The sequence below is a fragment of the Microcoleus sp. S13_B4 genome, from assembly GCF_036700885.1.
In the GTDB taxonomy this organism is placed as follows: Bacteria; Cyanobacteriota; Cyanobacteriia; order Cyanobacteriales; family Microcoleaceae; genus Microcoleus.
Genome location: NZ_JAUBPU010000002.1, coordinates 186,933 through 203,934, shown reverse-complemented (window position 1 = coordinate 203,934; position 17,002 = coordinate 186,933). Strand labels below are relative to the sequence as shown.

12 protein-coding genes are annotated in these 17,002 nt (G+C 44.9%); 8 read left to right on the top strand and 4 right to left on the bottom strand.

The features are described 5' to 3' along the window. Positions 1 to 244: 244 nt before the first annotated feature. Positions 245 to 1,339 (bottom strand): type IV pilus assembly protein PilM, encoded by a 1,095-nt coding sequence (pilM, locus tag QT994_RS02470; protein ID WP_333044157.1) that lies wholly within the window; start codon positions 1,337 to 1,339, stop codon positions 245 to 247. A 405-nt stretch (positions 1,340 to 1,744) separates the two neighbouring features. On the opposite strand from pilM, the gene QT994_RS02465 reads away from it, so the two are divergent. Next, entirely contained in the window at positions 1,745 to 3,028 is a 1,284-nt protein-coding gene (locus QT994_RS02465) for a sugar ABC transporter substrate-binding protein (RefSeq protein WP_333171551.1), read from the top strand. Between the two features lie 390 nt (positions 3,029 to 3,418). Further along, positions 3,419 to 3,994: a Uma2 family endonuclease gene (locus QT994_RS02460; RefSeq protein ID WP_333171549.1), complete on the top strand. Its 576-nt coding sequence runs from the start codon at positions 3,419 to 3,421 to the stop codon at positions 3,992 to 3,994. A 5-nt stretch (positions 3,995 to 3,999) separates the two neighbouring features. Here QT994_RS02460 and QT994_RS02455 read toward each other — a convergent pair whose 3' ends face one another. After that, entirely contained in the window at positions 4,000 to 5,265 is a 1,266-nt protein-coding gene (locus tag QT994_RS02455; RefSeq protein ID WP_333171547.1) for a folylpolyglutamate synthase/dihydrofolate synthase family protein, read from the bottom strand. 58 nt (positions 5,266 to 5,323) lie between these two features. On the opposite strand from QT994_RS02455, the gene QT994_RS02450 reads away from it, so the two are divergent. Together QT994_RS02450 and QT994_RS02445 are read left to right on the top strand one after the other, a co-directional pair. Next, the gene (locus tag QT994_RS02450) at positions 5,324 to 6,151 is read left to right on the top strand and encodes an NgoPII family restriction endonuclease (RefSeq protein WP_333171545.1); all 828 of its coding nucleotides are present in this window, start codon (positions 5,324 to 5,326) and stop codon (positions 6,149 to 6,151) included. 19 nt (positions 6,152 to 6,170) lie between these two features. Continuing rightward, a complete protein-coding gene (locus tag QT994_RS02445; protein ID WP_333171543.1) occupies positions 6,171 to 7,283 on the top strand; it encodes a DNA cytosine methyltransferase in 1,113 nt (370 codons plus the stop codon). 29 nt (positions 7,284 to 7,312) lie between these two features. Here the strand turns inward: QT994_RS02445 and QT994_RS02440 are convergent, their stop codons facing one another. Together QT994_RS02440 and rsmI are read right to left on the bottom strand one after the other, a co-directional pair. After that, a complete protein-coding gene (locus QT994_RS02440; protein ID WP_333171541.1) occupies positions 7,313 to 8,530 on the bottom strand; it encodes a glycosyltransferase in 1,218 nt (405 codons plus the stop codon). An 87-nt stretch (positions 8,531 to 8,617) separates the two neighbouring features. Next, positions 8,618 to 9,478, bottom strand: a complete 861-nt coding sequence (gene rsmI / locus QT994_RS02435) for a 16S rRNA (cytidine(1402)-2'-O)-methyltransferase (protein ID WP_333171539.1) — start codon at positions 9,476 to 9,478, stop codon at positions 8,618 to 8,620. Positions 9,479 to 9,549: 71 nt separating this feature from the next. Between rsmI and QT994_RS02430 the strand changes: the two genes are divergently transcribed. The 4 genes from QT994_RS02430 to QT994_RS02415 form a co-directional block, all read left to right on the top strand. After that, positions 9,550 to 10,407: a sugar kinase gene (locus tag QT994_RS02430; protein ID WP_333171537.1), complete on the top strand. Its 858-nt coding sequence runs from the start codon at positions 9,550 to 9,552 to the stop codon at positions 10,405 to 10,407. A gap of 232 nt (positions 10,408 to 10,639) precedes the next feature. After that, positions 10,640 to 11,767, top strand: a complete 1,128-nt coding sequence (locus tag QT994_RS02425; protein ID WP_333171535.1) for a cupin-like domain-containing protein — start codon at positions 10,640 to 10,642, stop codon at positions 11,765 to 11,767. Positions 11,768 to 11,986: 219 nt separating this feature from the next. Then, complete coding sequence (locus QT994_RS02420; protein WP_333171533.1) at positions 11,987 to 12,865, top strand: inositol monophosphatase family protein; 879 nt, start codon at positions 11,987 to 11,989, stop codon at positions 12,863 to 12,865. A gap of 387 nt (positions 12,866 to 13,252) precedes the next feature. Next, positions 13,253 to 17,002, top strand: a 3,750-nt coding sequence (locus QT994_RS02415; protein ID WP_333171531.1) for a DUF4347 domain-containing protein, incomplete at its 3' end; no start/stop codon positions are given.

The window sequence follows — 17,002 nt, the reverse complement described above, 5'->3', positions numbered from 1 at the left end:
AATTTGAGATTTTAGACTGAACCCAAGATTGCTGGTAGAAGTGAAGGATTTATTTAGGGAAGAAAGAAACAACTTGCTGCCTTCTACTGAAGGAAGGGGCTGCTTCTACCTCAGATATATTCTACCTTTTACCTTCTACCTTCTACCTCCAATATTTTACCTTCTGCTTTCTGCCTTCTTCTTTTGGCAGGGGTTTTTACCTAAAATTCTCAAATCGGTTTTTCTCTCATCTAAAACTGTTAGTTCACATAACCTCCCTTAGTCCTAAACCTAGGGCGACTCCTAAACCTGCTCGCTGTTCTGGGGTAATTTCTTGGCTGATTTCGAGTCCTAGGGTTTCGATGGGATCGACTTGAGATGCGGGCAAGCTTAATCTTTGCATAAAAAATTCGTCTAGTTTGCCGATCGCAGCTCCCGGGCCTGCTAGCAGCAGTTGCGCTACTTCGAGTTCTTCGCTCTGGTTGAGGTAAAAGTCTACTGAGCGGCGCAGTTCGTCTGCTAGTTCTCCCAATACTTTAATCATCGCATTTGTGCCGGGATTGGCGTCTCCCGATGCGCCCATTGTATCTGTGACTGGCAGGGTCATGCCTTGCAGTTCGCTGGTGTCTCTGGTTGGCGGCAGGTTCATGGCTTGGTTGAGGGCGGTCTGGATTTGGTAGGTGCCGATCGGGATGGTACGGTTGAACTGAGGTATACCGTCCACTACTATAGCTAACTCGGTGCTGTCAAATTCTATGGCGGTGAGAACTGCGGCTTCTTGGGAGGAAAATTGTTGCAGTTGTTCTTTGAGGGTGCGGATTAGGGCAAAACTGGTTACTTCTAGTACGTCTATAATCAGTCCGGCTTCTTTGAAGGTTTCGATGTATGTGTCGGTAACTTCTCGGCGGGTGGCTACTAACACGACTTGCACTTTTTCTACTCCGTCGTCATCTACAAAAAGGCCTATTTTTTGATAGTCTACGTCGGCGTCTTCTCTGGGAAACGGCAAGTACAGTCCTGCTTCTGCGTTCATGTAATCCCTCAGTTCTTCTTCGTTGAGCTCTGCGGGAACAGGGATTAAGCGGATGACGGCTTCGCGGCCGGGAATGGCTGTGGCTACTCGCTTGGCTTTGATTTTGTTTTCGGCGAGGACGGCTTTTATTAGTTCTGCCATTCCTGGCGGATCTACTATTTGTCCTTCTTGTACATAGTCTTCTGGAACTTCTATTGAGGCTAGGATGCCTAATTTTAATGCCTGAGCTTTCTTTTCGAGCTGAATGATGTTGATGCGGTCTGGGGCTATTTCGATCCCGATTCCTGGCTGGCGTTGGGAAAGTAGACCTTTGAAAAAGTTAACCATGTGATTGGGTCGTCGGTAATTGCTATTTTTTTCTTTTGTAGTTGGCCAGCCTGATTCAGCGCGCAGGCGTGTTGGAGGGTTGGGTTCCAACTGCCGAAAGAGAGCTGTAATCTCGGTATCCCGCCGTAGCTACGCAGCTCGGTCTGTGTTGCGCGATCGCTAGTTCCGATTTTATGCTATCCAATTTACTTGACAATAGCTATTCTGCTGCGAATGTCAATAAATTCCAGCTCGATCGACCGAAAACCTGTCGATTTTGCACAAAAACAGACTATCTCGCTCGGGGGCCCGGCTACAAAACTCTCTCTCGCACTTGATCGCGCTTGATTCGGGCGATTCCCTCCGGGATAGCTTCGCTTCACGCTTTTTTGTCTAACGGTTCCCATAACTCTCAAATTTTATTCTATGAAACGTAAATCTTGGCAACTGTTTGCTGTTTTTGGGTTGGTGGGGCTGCTGCTGGCTGCTGTGGTAAGTTGTGGCAAGCCTGCTGTTAATTCCCAGGCCAATAATACGCAGGAAATCGAGTTCTGGACTATGCAGCTTCAACCTCAGTTTACTGAGTATTTCAACAAGACGATCGCTGGTTTTGAAGCCGAAAATCCGGGGGTGAAGGTGCGCTGGGTGGACGTTCCTTGGTCGGCGATGGAAAGCAAGATTTTGGGGGCTGTTTCGGCGAAAACTGCGCCGGATGTGGTTAACCTGAATCCCGATTTTGCTTCGCTGTTGGCGGGACGCAATGCTTGGCTGGATTTGGATTCTCGGATTCCGCAGCAAGTTCGATCGCTCTATCTCCCAAATATCTGGAAAGCTAGTGTACTCGACGGCAAGACTTTTGGCATTCCTTGGTATCTCACGACTGGGGTGACAATTTACAATACGGAGTTGTTAAAGAAGGCGGGAATTGCTAAGCCTCCTGCTACTTATGCCGAGTTGGCGACTGTTGCGAAACAGGTGAAGGAGAAGACTGGTAAGTTTGCTTTTTTTGTGACTTTTGTGCCGGAAGATTCGGCGGAGGTTTTGCAATCTTTCGTGCAGATGGGCGTGCCTTTGGTTGACGCTAAAGGCAAGGCTGCTTTTAATACTGCTAAGGGCAAAGCTGTTTTTCAGTATTGGGTTGATTTGTACAAGGGCGGACTTTTGCCGCAGGATGTTTTGGTGCAGGGACATCGCAGGGCGATCGAGCTTTATCAAGCTGGGGAAACTACTTTTTTAGCTTCCGGACCTCAGTTTTTGAAGGCGATTGCTGAGAATGCGCCGAGTATTGGTGCTGTTTCGGCTGCTGCGCCTCAAATTACGGGGGAAACAGGTAAGAAGACTGTGGCGGTGATGAATTTGGTTGTGCCCCGCGACAGCAAGCGCCCTGATGATGCTATCAAGTTTGCTTTGTACGTGACTAATTCTCAAAATCAGTTGGCTTTTGCAAAGGCTGCTAATGTTTTGCCTTCTACGGTTGAGGCTTTGCAGGACGATTATTTTAAGAGCGTTCCGACTGATGCTCCAGCAGCCGATCGAGCTCGGGTTGTTAGTGCTTCTGGGTTGAGTTCCGCCGAGCTATTGATTCCGCCTTTAAAGGATGTTAAGAAGTTGCAAAAGGCGATTTATGACAATTTGCAGGCGGCAATGTTGGATGAGAAGTCGGTAGACCAAGCTGTGGCTGATGCGGCTAAGGCTTGGGATCAAAGGTAGTTTTTAGTTGAAGCTGGGGCGGAATCTTTTTGAGATCGCCCTTGCTTTTTTGGGCTAGTTGACGTATTTTTAAATAATGGGAATCTGTGCCGCCATATATAAGCAGATATCAGCTTTTAAGTTCTTATCGAATGATGAAATTACCGCCTCTTCACAACGCGGAGTCGGAGGAGAAATCTGGATAAGTCAATCTGGACTATTTTAGAGGTAAATGTTTGTAGATAAGAACGATCGCTCATCCCAAAAAACTGGTTTCTTTATCCCGTGCGATAGCCTTTATCAATTCAGCTTGATTGATGATTTGTAGGAATATAGCCTCAATTTCTCAAATATTCAGAAATTTGACTTGTGTTAAAATCAAAGCTCTGATCGGAATAGGAGAAAATTCTTATGCCAGCGATGACACTCAAAGATTTAAACCAAGTTCAAACCCTTTTTTCCGAAGCGGGTTTAGATTACAAAATTGAACTAGAAGACGGGAGACTTTCAATTGTGGGGCCATCAGACATCGTATCCAGTGAAATCAGCAGTATTTTGATTCGCTTGCTGGGTAACTGGGTTTATCCCCGTCGCTTGGGGAGAGTCTTTGACTCCGCAGGCGGTTTCATCATGCCGGATACGAATGTCAAAGCACCGGATGTTTCTTTTGTGCGCGCCGCCCGCTTGCGCCAAAGTCCGCGTTATTTTGGAGAACTTGTCCCCGATTTGGTGGTTGAGATTAAATCTTTGAGCGATCGCATTAAGCCTATAGAAACCAAGGTTTTGAAGTTTATAGAATTGGGTGCGATCGTCGGAATTCTGATCGATCCTGATGAAGAAACCGTGACTATTTATCGCTCTACAGGTGAACCGACTGTTTTAGGAAATGGCGATATCTTAACATTAGCAGAACTTTTTCCCGGTTGGGAATTGCCCGTTTCGGAATTGTGGCCTCCTATCTTTACGGAGGAAGAAACACAATTCTGATGCGTTTAAGCTTGGGATTGTTGTTGTTGCAGAAAATAGCCGACGAGATAAAGGGAACCGCAAAGTATTGTTAGGTTGTCACCTGTAACAGCAGCATCTAAAGCTGTTTTTAAGTCGGAGAAGGCTTGACAGAGACTTAATTCGAGGCAGATAGTTTGAGCTAGGGTGGCTAATTCTGCGGGGGATGATGATTTGGGATCGGGTACCGGTACTAGGTAAAGTCGATCGCCCTTTTTGAGTAATGCTTTCAAAATATCATCGCAGTCTTTAGTCGTAAGAATGCCGATTACCCAGTTAATCGGTGACGGGTGATTGTTCAGGTGATCGACATATTCACGCAGGGCGATCGCTGCGGCGGGGTTGTGCGCGCCGTCAATTAATATATTGCGGTTTTTCCAAGTTGTCTGCTGGAGTCTTCCGGGCCATTGGGTTTTGGCGATACCGTTTTCGATGGCGGTTGGGGAAATTTGCCATCCTTGGTTTTGGAGAGTTTGCAAAGTTGCGATCGCAATTGCTGAATTCATTAGTTGAATTTTTCCCAGCAGCGGCAATTGATATTTTATTTTAACCGCATTTTGATTTAACTGATATTCTGCGAATCCTTGTCCTAAATCTATCGCGGGTTTTACCCAAGTTGCCGGACAGTCTAATTCTTGAATGCGTTTTTCTACTACTATTCTAGCTAATTCTGGCAATTCTCCGATAACTGCCGGACATTTTGCTTTAAGAATTCCCGCTTTTTCCCCAGCAATATCGGCGACAGTGGGGCCGAGTATTTGCCAGTGGTCAAGGCTGATAGAAGTGATGACGCTAGCGAGAGGTGTTTCGCAAACGTTAGTCGCGTCTAATCTACCGCCCAATCCAGTTTCTATGACTGCAATATCTGCTTTTTGTTGGGCGAAATACAGCCAAGCTGCGGCGGTGATTATTTCAAATTGAGTCGGAGTTTCGGTGGTGTTTTCGGTGGCGGCGACAACTCGTTCTAGACACTGTTGCAATTCTGTTGGGGAAATCCGTTTTTGGTTGATGCAAATTCTTTCTGTCCAATCGATTAAGTGCGGGGATGTGTAGCGTCCAACTCGATAGCCTGCTTCTGTTAGTACGGAAGAGAGATAAGCGCAAACGGAACCTTTGCCATTGGTGCCGGCAATGTGGATAATGGGTACTTGTTGGTGGGGGTTGTCTAGTTTTTGGAGAAGTTGGTGAATTCTTTCTAGGCCAAGATGGACGCCGAAGTGTTGGTAAGATTGAAGGATGGAGTTTGCATTCATTAAGGATCTCTGCTATGATGAACTCTGGTTTAATTGGGTTCTCTATTTTTTATAGCCAATGACTAATATACTGGAAGCGATCGCTACAATTATTAATCACCCTATACCTGACTTACTCAGTTCTAAAGCATTCGAGTCTTTTGTCAAGGATGCTTTTGCCAATACTATAAATGAACCGGAACCCAGCAAACATGAAAAGTACGATGAAGTATTTTCTTGGAATCGTAGCAATCAGAGTAATCCTCCAAATTTAATGCTCAGAAATGGCGATGTCATAGAAGTCAATAAAATAAAAACTTTCAGCGGTCGGATTCAATTAAATAGTTCCTATCCCAAATCAAAATTATTTTCTGACAATCCACAAATTACCTTAGCTTGTCGTGAGTGTGAAACATGGACGGAAAAGGATATTCTTTATGCAATTGGAGTCACCAGTAAGGACAATACAAAAGAAAATATGAAAAGCCTATGGCTTATTTATGGTGACTGCTATGCTGCTAGCCCAGAATATTATGAAGGGATTAAAGATCAGATAGCCAGTGGAATTAATGCAATTTCTGATGTCGAATCTAGTGAAACAGAAGAGTTAGGTAGAGTAAATAAAGTAGACCCGTTAAATATAACATCCTTAAGAATTAGAGGAATGTGGGTGATAAATCATCCTTCCAATATTTTTGATTATCTAGATCAAGGATATGACCCTAAGAAAAATTTTCAGATAATCGCTATAATGAAGGAAAGTAAATATTTGTCTTTTCCACTTGACAGCAGAACAAAGATCGAATCCATCTCAGTTCCCGGCTTTAATATTAATACTCAGTCGATTAAATGTCCCGATAATCCTGTAAACCTCATACCTGCTAAAATTATTACGTACAAAATCTAACACTAAAGGCAAAGGCATTATGGATATCATATCTCTGTTTGCAGGATGTGGTGGGCTGGATTTGGGTTTTCGACAAGCAGGATTTAATATTGTTTGGGCGAATGAGTACGATCGATCTATTTGGGATACTTATGAATATAACCATCCTGGCACTCAACTAGACAATAGAGATATTAGAAACATTAAATCTGAGGAAATACCGGACTGCATAGGCATAATAGGTGGACCACCTTGCCAAAGCTGGAGCGAAGCCGGTGCTCACAGAGGTATTAATGACAGTCGGGGTCAGCTATTCTATGACTACATTAGAATTGTACAAGAAAAACAACCCTTGTTTTTTCTTGCTGAAAATGTGAGTGGCATATTAGCAGCCAAGCACAAACAGGCTTTCGCTAATATCTTATCTCAGTTTAAAGATATAGGATATCAAATTGCATACAAATTACTGAATGCTAAAAACTTTGAAGTTCCTCAAGATCGTCAAAGAGTAATCATCATTGGCTATCATGAAAAAATGAGTGCTTTTTTTGAGTTTCCCGAAGCGAGAAGTAAAATTTTAACTCTTAGGGATGTTATCGACGATTTGGCATCTATAAAACCCTTGAAAGTTACACATAAGGAGAAACCAAAAGGCTCTAACCTTAAAGTTCCCAACCATGAATATCTAGATACGGGATTTTCTAGTATTTATATGTCCCGAAATAGAGTCAGGAGTTGGTTAGAACCTTCTTTTACAATCCAGGCTAGTGGCAGACACGCACCTCTTCACCCTCAATCTAGCAAAATGATTGTCGTTGGCAAAGACAAACGCATTTTCGACCCCAATTCGCCTGTGCCTTACCGCAGGCTTTCTGTGAGAGAATGTGCGAGAATACAGACGTTCCCGGATGATTTTATTTTGAAATATCAAAATATTATTGATGGCTACAAGATGGTTGGAAATGCCGTGCCTGTTAAGTTAGCGGAGGTACTAGCAAGCAAGATACATGAAGATATTAAAGAATATCAAAAAGCCAGTTTGAAGACAATTATAAATCAAACTGAATATCCAACTCCATTAAGTTTATTAGCTTCTGAATGGAAATTAACGCCTGATGTAGAAAGTAAATCTCTTGCAAAAGCACAATCTTAGGGCGAGTAGACTCAGGCTATTTTCATCTGTTATTTGAATTTTGTTAACTCGCCGAGGTTCTGCTGAATCGCATTTGTTCCGCGAATATGAGACAAGGGAGAACCTCCGTACAAAAAGCTATTCAAACTAACTTGATAATTTTGTTGAACTGCTAAATCTAGCCACAAATTGTTAATCGCAGCTCCGGGTTTGTAGTCGGGAATGTTGTGCTGATAGTAAGGAAAACTGTCTATACAAGTATTGAAAAAGTTTTTACGTCCGCAATGCTTTAAATACTGATGTCGCGGTTTGAATTCTGTTGGATTTTCCAATACTGTATATATAGTATCGGCTAATGATTCCGGGTCAAATTTGGCGTAAAGACCTGCACCTTCGGGGAAAACTGGCGAGTTTCCTCTGGCGTATTGGTTGAATTCTTCAAAACAAATTACTGGTACGTTGCAACTCATTGCTTCGGTAATTCCCCGGTTTTTTCCTTCGAGGAGGGAACCGAGGACGAATGCTTGTGCTCGCGAATAATATGTGGGGATTTCGCTGTAGTAGTCAACTCTCGGCACTAAGTTAATGTAGTCGGAGGGATTGGTTAAAATTTCCTCTACTTGTCGCCATTCTTGTAAGGCGTACTGGTCGAGAGTTTTCAGGTTGCTAGCATCAAATTCGTGACCGCTGACTACTGTTAATTTTATCGGTTTTTGCGGATATTTTTGGCGGTAAACTTTTAAGGCTTTGGCTATGATTGGCAAATTTTTTTCTTCGGAAATTCGGGCTACGGCTAGCAAGTCTATGTCTTTGGCGGGGACGTTGCGCGGGGAAATTAAGTATTCGTTGATGAAGTCGGTGTCTTGTAGGGGTATGATTGGTTTGTGGGCGCGATCGACATAAGTTTCGCGAAACCACTTATCCCGCTGCGGGTTTTTGTATAAACTGGAGTAGGCGTCCGCTACCGGTGCCCAGGAATAGGATGTGCCGGGGGAATAGGTGAAGGAGAAAAATACTGAGGAAAGTTGGGGAAATAGTTTGTTGATGAGTTCGACTGCTTCGCTGAAGTAAATTCCTTTGATGAAACGCCCTTCGTAAAACAGTGGGGGAAGCAAGACGTAGAAACTGACGGTATCGAAGCGGTGGGGTTGGTCTTCAAATATCTCCCAGCTAAAGGCGTCTAAGTCTGCATAAATTTCGGCGATTGGTTTGTTGATGTGGGGGTTACGTAAATATGGTTTTTGTCGATCGTAGTTTCCGCGTACCATATAATTCTGAGTGTGAGTATCTAACTTTTTTTATTTAACCGCAGATGGCGCAGAGAAGAGAAATATTCACAAGTCATCCACGGCTTGTTATAATGATTCATTGTCGCCAATTGTGAGGGCGAGTTGGTAGATTTGGCGGCGGGGGAGGGATGTTTGTTGCGCTAGTTGGCGGCTGGCTTGGGAACGACTTATGCCTTCGGCAATTAATGTTTGCAATTCTGCTTTGATGGCGTCTTCGGAAAATATTGGGGCTGCTGTTTGGATGCCGGCAATTACGAGGGTAAATTCTCCCTGGGGTTCGCGATTGGTGTAAAGCTCGATCGCACTTTCCATACTACCACGCCAAAACTCTTCGTGCATTTTAGTTAACTCTCTCGCCAGCACAATCTGTCTGTCGCTTCCCAAAGTATTTGCTAAATCTTGTAAAGTTTGCCGCAATCGGTGGGGAGATTCGTATAATATTATAGTGCGGGATTCTATTTGCAAAGCTTCTAAACTCTGTTGGCGTTCTTGACCTTTCACGGGTAAGAAACCTTCAAATACAAATCTCTCTGTGGGTAATCCTGATGCAGTTATCCCAACAATGCAGGCGGTCGGGCCGGGAATCGGAATAATGTTAATATTAGCATCGGCGCAAGCTTTGACTAACTCGGAACCGGGGTCAGAAATTCCCGGCATTCCGGCATCGGTGACGATGGCGATATCTTTGCCTAAATGCAGTTTGTCGAGGAGTTCGGGGAGTCGCTGGTGTTGGTTGTGTTCGTGATAGCTGATTTGAGGGGTTTTGATTTGGAAATGGTGCAAAAGTTTGCCTGTATGGCGGGTATCTTCGGCGGCGATGAAGTCTACTGTTTGCAAAATTCGGATGGCGCGAAATGTCATGTCTTCGAGGTTGCCGATCGGGGTTCCTACGATGTAAAGTGTTCCTGTATTGGGATTTGCTTGCATTTTGATATTTTGAAGTTTTTAACCGCAGATAAAGCACGGGCGGGACGCCCATGCCACATATTTAAGAAGATATGAAAACCGGATTGTTTTTGGGATTGGCGACTTTAGATTTAGTTTATTTGGCCGAGAAGCCTCCGGGTGAAAATCAGAAAGTTGTTGCTTCTGATTGTACCATTGCTGCGGGCGGGCCGGCGGCCAATGCTGCGGTCACTTTTAGCTATTTGGGGAATGCGGCGGTATGGGCTGGTGTTTTGGGCACTCACGCGATCGCCCAATTAATTCGTGCAGACTTAGCGGAGTATAATGTCAGGATAATTGATTTGGAGCCCGGGCGATCGCACTCGCCACCAGTTTCCTCGATTATTGTAACTGAAGCAACGGGCGATCGATCAGTAATTTCCATCAATGCTACGAAATCGCAAGTTGACAGTCAAACAATTAACCATGATATTTTAACATCAGTTAGTATTGTACTGCTTGACGGACATCAAATCGCAGCCAGCACAGAAATTGCTCAACTTGCCAATTCAAAAAACATTCCCATTGTCCTCGACGGCGGCAGTTGGAAACCCGGATTAGAAGAAATATTGCCTTTCATTGAATGGGCGGTATGTTCCGAGAATTTTCGTCCACCTAACTGCTACACTTCCGACGAAGTGTTTGCTTATCTCTCAGCGACCGGAATTTCCCATATTGCCATCACTCGCGGCGAAAAATCAATTTTATACTTCAGCAATGGCACTTACGGCACTATAGAAGTACCTCTAATTCAAGCCACAGATACTTTAGGCGCTGGTGACATCTTTCACGGGGCTTTCTGTCACTACATTTTGCACAATAACTTTACCGATACTCTCACCGCAGCGGCTAAAATTGCTTCCCATTCCTGCAAAAAATTCGGAACCCGCGCATGGATGAATAAGGCTTAATTTTAATTTAAAATTAACCAAACTATCCGGTTAAAACCGCTCAAAGCTAGAAAAATGGAACTGGCAACACTTGTTAAGTTAAAATGCTGACAGCAATATCGACAAAGTTTGTGAACTTCCCTCTTCTCTTTCTTCGTACCCTTAGCGCCTTCGCAGTTCGTTAACAAAATTGCTATATTAGTAAGACAAGTTAAAGTCACACAAAACACTTCCAAAACAACATATCCTAATCATGCCTGACACCCAACCTCTAAGTATCACCCTTCCCCCTTTGCGGATTACTCTAACAGAACAACAGCAAGTTAACCTAGAATGGCTGACACAAAACTTGCCCAATCTACTCGCAGCGCCAAGCAAACAAGAAGTTCCCGACAATATGAAACAGTGGGTGGCGGCTAACAAATTATTAAATAAACCCGACGAAGAAATCATTCAAGCGCTAATAAGTACAGGCATAGATGCGGAAACAGCCACCGCAGAAGTTACGGAAATATCATCTCATCCCTACTTTCAAGCAGGCAGTCAGTACGTGCAGTTATTGCAGAAATTAGAATCGCATCTCAGGATCAACAATCAATTAGCTGCATTGTCTTCCAAGTTTGGCACAATCGAACGCAAAAGTAGCCTTTCCCGAGAGTATTTTCTCGAAAATTACTACGCCAAAAATACTCCAGTAATTATTACCAACATTATGCACAACTGGAAAGCTTTGCAGTTGTGGACGCCGGAGTATTTGCAGGAAAAATACGGCGATGCAGAGGTGCAAATACAAGCCAACCGCAACTCCGACCCGGAATATGAAATTAAAATTCACAACCACAAAAAAACTGTTTTATTCCGTGAATATGTAGATATTGTAGTCAATGGCGGGTCTAGCAACGATTGTTACATGGTTGCTAACAACCAAACTTTGGAAAGAGAGGAATTTAAACCGCTATTTAACGACATTGAAATATTTCCAGAATACCTCAATCCTGCTGATACAAAAGGCAGAGTTTTCTTTTGGTTCGGCCCAAAAGGAACGATTACACCGCTGCACCATGACCCAGTTAATTTAATTTTAGCTCAAGTGTCTGGTCGCAAACTAATTAAATTGATTTCTCCGCAACAAACACCTCTGCTTTATAATCACGTCGGAGTTTTCAGCAAGGTTGACGGCGAAAATCCCGATTATGACAAATATCCGCTTTACAGAGAGGCGAAAATTATTGAAGTAATTTTGGAACCGGGAGAGGCTATCTTTATTCCGGTCGGTTGGTGGCACCATGTAAAATCCTTGGAGGTTAGTATTTCGGTTTCGTTTACTAATTTTGTGTTTCCCAATTATTATGAATGGAAATATCCTCATATTAATTGGTAACTGCTAATTTATGGTTCCCAGGGGCGGGCACGGGGGCGCCGCCCCTACATAAATCGGCATTGCATAATTTTGGGATGAATCTTGTGGGGTGAACCCCAGAACCCGCCGGAAAAATAAGGGTTTTCAGCTTTGATAAAATTCCCAATCATCCTGCAAATATGCAATGCCCAGAAATCTGCGTTAATCGGCGTTCATCTGCGGTTCAAAAAAAAGAAATTCATGAAAACTCTCGAAGAAATCAGCGAAATTGCCCGATCGATCGCCTGGAGTGCATCAGATATCCTACAATCCTATTATCGGCAGGATTCCAACACTCCTAACCTTGACATCCAAGAGAAAAAAGATGGCCCCGTCACCGCCGCCGATGTCGCTGTCAATTCTTACATTCTCGACGAATTGCAGTCGGCTTTAGGGAATGCAGAATTTGGCTATCTCAGCGAAGAAACTTACAAATCTTATTTAGAAAAAAACGGTCAAATTCCCTTACCTCAAAGTTGGGTTTGGATTATTGACCCTTTGGATGGAACGCGAGATTTTATTGACAGGACAGGTGAATTTGCTGTTCACATTGCTTTAGCGTTCGAGGGAAGACCGGTATTGGCAGTTGTGGCTTGGCCCGAACAGCAAAAGATTTATTACGCAATCCGCGATGCGGGTGCTTTTATGGAAAATCGGGAGGGTTCTGTGGTCAAATTGCAGGTTTCGGCGCGAAATATAGTGGCAGATTTATCTATAGTAACCAGCCGCAGTCACCGGGGCGATCGCTTTAATCAATTGTTACAAAAACTGCCTTGTCAAAATCAAATAGCTGTCGGTAGTATCGGCTGTAAAATTGCGACAATTGTCGAACAAAAGGCTGATGTTTATATTGCGCTTTCGGGAAAGTCTGCGCCGAAGGATTGGGATTTAGCGGCACCGGAATTGATTTTGACGGAAGCGGGCGGTCAATTTACTCGTTTTGACGGTACTGCTTTGCAATATAACCGGGGAGATGTGAGTCAGTGGGGGGGATTGTTGGCGAGTAACGGTTGCTGTCACGCTGCTTTGTGCGGGCAAGCTGAGCAGATTTTAGCAGGGATAGATGGGGGTTTGAAGTAAGTGCGACGATCGCGCGTAAAGATGGTAACGAATAACTGGTAGGGGCGGGTTTTACCATAAATCTTGGCAATCGCTAACATTATACATCAACCCGCCCCTCGCACATATGTATCAAAAATCCTGCTCTTAATATTTCCGTCTCATTACACTTGCGATTAAATTCTTTTTGTGTTATATGAGCCACCTCGCGCTCGCTCATCCGTAATATTACTTAATAGAATTCCCCAACTTTATCAAAACTTTAATTAAATAGGGATTTATAAAGAAAAATTTATAGAGATTTTCTCAAAAAACAGTTATGGTTACTACTACCTTGAGAAAGAGTTTCGGATGCCAGTCGCGAAACAGGGGAATTATTGTCTTTTTTTAGCTATTAGTAGGTGCAGTATGCCAAATTTAAATAATCAAGTTTCACCAAGTGCGATCGCCTTTATCGACACTCAAGTTGAAAACTATCAAAGTTTGATTGCCGGGGTAAAACCGGGTACGGAAGTAGTGGTTTTGGATGGGAACCGGGATGCGATCGAGCAAATTACTCAAATTTTAGCTCTTCGTACCAATATTGACAGCATTCACATCGTTTCTCACGGTGCTCCGGGCAGCTTGCAACTCGGCGACGTTCGCTTTAGTTTAGATGATATAGAGTGCGATCGGGATGATCTACAGCAATGGTTTTCGCCACAAACCGACTCAATATGCAAAAATCGACCGAATATCCTGCTGTACGGGTGCTCAGTAGCAGCAGGCGAGACAGGTAAAGCATTTGTCAAACGCTTGAGTGAGTTAACCGGGGCCTTTGTTGCGGCTTCCCAAAACCTCACCGGAAGTGTAGCAAAGGGCGGCGACTGGGAACTGGAAGTGAGAACCGGGGAAATAGAAACGCCGCTGGTATTTGAAGCCGAAGTATTAGCAGGTTACGAGTATGTTCTGCCTACTTTTGGTGCGGAGACTAATTTTGGCGCGGGGAATCAACCGCAATTCGTCGGTGTAGGAGACTTTAACGGCGATACCAAGCCTGACTTAGCCGTGCCGAATCGTGCCGATGCCAATAACCTTTCTATCCTACTAGGGACAGGTACAGGCAGCTTTAGTGCTCCCACTAATTTTACTGTGGGACAAGCTGCCTTTGCTGTCACGGTGGCAGACTTTGATGGAGACACCAAGCTTGACCTAGCCGTTGCCAACTGGCTGAGTAATAACGTCTCAATTTTGTTAGGAACAGGGACAGGCAGTTTTGGTACAGCTACCAACTTTAACGTCGGGTCGGGTCCTTGGTCAGTTACGTCCGGCGACTTCAATGGAGATAAAAAGATTGACCTAGCCACAGCCAACATTGACTCAAACAATGTCTCTATTCTATTAGGGACAGGTACAGGCAGCTTTAGTGCTCCCACGAACTTTATCGTCGGGACACAACCCCAGTCTGTATCTGTAGGCGACTTTAACAAAGACAGCAAACTTGACCTAGCTACGGCGAACTTTTACTCAAACAATGTCTCGATTCTATTGGGCACAGGCACAGGCAGCTTTGGCACTGCCACGGATTTTACTGTGGGGACAAACCCCTATTCTGTTGCTGTGCAAGATTTTAATGGGGATGCCAACCCTGACATAGCCACAGCCAACGAAGGCTCTAATGATGTATCCGTACTGTTAGGAAATGGCACAGGTGGCTTTGGGGCTAACACTAACTTTGCTGTGGGGACAGGGCCTCGTTCCGTTACTGTAGGTGACTTTAACGCAGACGGCAAAATTGACTTAGCTACGGCCAACGGTGTTGCCACTGAGGCTCCTGTTGCTAATAACCTCTCGGTTCTGTTGGGGACAGGCACTGGTACTTTTAGCCCTGCCACCAACTATAGCTTGGGGTCAAATCCCTGGACTGTCACTGCGGCAGACTTGAATGCGGATGGGACTCTTGACCTAGCCACGTCGAACTATTGGACTGACAATGTTTCAATTCTGCTAAATACAACCCCGGCGGTAAATTTCGGTGCAGCAACATACAGTGGTACAGAAGGAACAACCGACACAGTAGTTAATATTCCCGTCACCCTCAGCGGTGGCACTCCCTTCAGCGATGTAACTGTACCAATTGCGATCGACCCCACTAGCACAGCCACCCCTAATTCAGACTACACCATTTCCCCTACCTCGATTACATTCCCCGCAGGTGCAACAGGTGCGGCACTCACCAAGAATATTGCAGTCACGATCAAACCCGACAATCTCCCTGAAAACGCCGAAACAGCAATCCTCAACTTTGGCGCAATCACCGGAGGCATTGCAGGTACAACAAAACAAACAACATTAACTATTGCAGCCAACGGTACAGTTTCTTATGCCATCGCCGCTGGTACTGCAAGCATGGATGAAGGCAACACTGGCACAAAACCTCTGACTTTCACCGCGACTCGCAGCGGCAACACAGGCGGGGCAAGTAGCGTCAATTATACGATCGCCGGAACAGCTACAAACATCAGCGATTACAACAACATCGGCGGCACTTCTGGCGCAACTGCTGCTACTGGCACCATTAATTTTGCCGCCGATGAAACATCCAAAACCATTACTCTCGACGTATTAGGCGACACCCTAGTTGAACCCGACGAAACCATTGCCGTCACCCTTTCAAGTCCCACCAGCCCAGGCATAACACCGACAATTACCACTGCTACCGCTACCACAACGATTACTAATGATGACAAAGCTGGCTTTACTATTAACCCAACAGCATTAACTACAAGTGAAGTCGGTGGCACTGGTACCTTCACTGTCAAACTTAACTCTCAACCTACTGCTGACGTTACCATCGGTTTGACCAGTTCCAATCTGGCCGAAGGAAAAGTTTCAACTAATAGCTTAACTTTCACTACTGCTAACTACGATCAACCGCAACCAATCACGGTGAGTGGTGTTGACGATTTAGTAGCTGATGGCCCTCAACCTTACAAAATTGTCACGGCTGCTGCTGTGAGTACCGATGTTAATTACAATAACGTCGATCCTGAAGATGTCACCGTCATCAACAGCGACAATGAAACTCCGGGAATTACGGTGAATCCGACGGCGGGATTAACTACTGGTGAAGATGGCAGCCCTGCTAACTTTACTGTGGTTCTAAATACTCAACCAACTGCTGATGTGACTATCGGTTTGACCAGTGACAATGTTGCGGAGGGAACTGTTTCCCCTGCTAGCATAACTTTCACTCCGGCTAACTGGAATAAACCGCAGCCGGTGACAGTAAAAGGGGTTAACGATAGCATTGTTGACGGCAATATTGGCTACAAAATTGTCACAGCGCTTGCTGTTAGCACCGATCCGAATTATAAGCTAGATGCAGCGGATGTTAGCCTCAGCAATAAGGACGATGATACGGCTGGTATTTCTATTACTCCCACAGCAACAACTGCTACAGAAGGCGGTGCGCCGGGCAGTTATGCGCTCAAGTTAACATCGCAGCCGATCGCCCCTGTTACCATTAACTTTAATACCGGAAGTCAAATAAATGCGATCGCCCCTGTGATCTTTGACAGCACGAATTGGAATGTTGCCAAAACAGTCACTGTCACCGCTACCGACGATAGCAAAGCCGAAGGTACGCACACGGGTACGATCGCTCACACTGTTACCAGTACCGACACTAAGTATAGCGCTCAGACCATTCCGGATGTCAATGTAGCGATTACCGACAACGACACAGCAGGTGTCAGCATTACACCTACGAGCACAACTGCTGCTGAAGGGGGTGTGAATGGCAGTTATGAGCTCAAATTAACATCGCAGCCTTACGCCCCTGTTACTATCACTCTCACAACAGGTGAGCAAATTGAAGCGATCGCACCTATCACTTTCACTGCGGATAATTGGAATAGTGCTAAAACCGTTACGGTAAAAGCTGTTGATGATACGGTTGTCGAAGGATCACACAGCGGCAATATCACTCACACTGTGAGTACCACTGATGGTAAGTATAATGTGGTTGTGGTTCCAGGGGTGACAGTGGCGATTACGGATAACGATGTAGCGCCACCGCCGCCGCCAACTCCGACGCCAACTCCGACGCCAACGCCGACGATATCCGTCCCTCCTACTCCAACGCCGACGATATCCGTCCCTCCGACGCCAACGCCG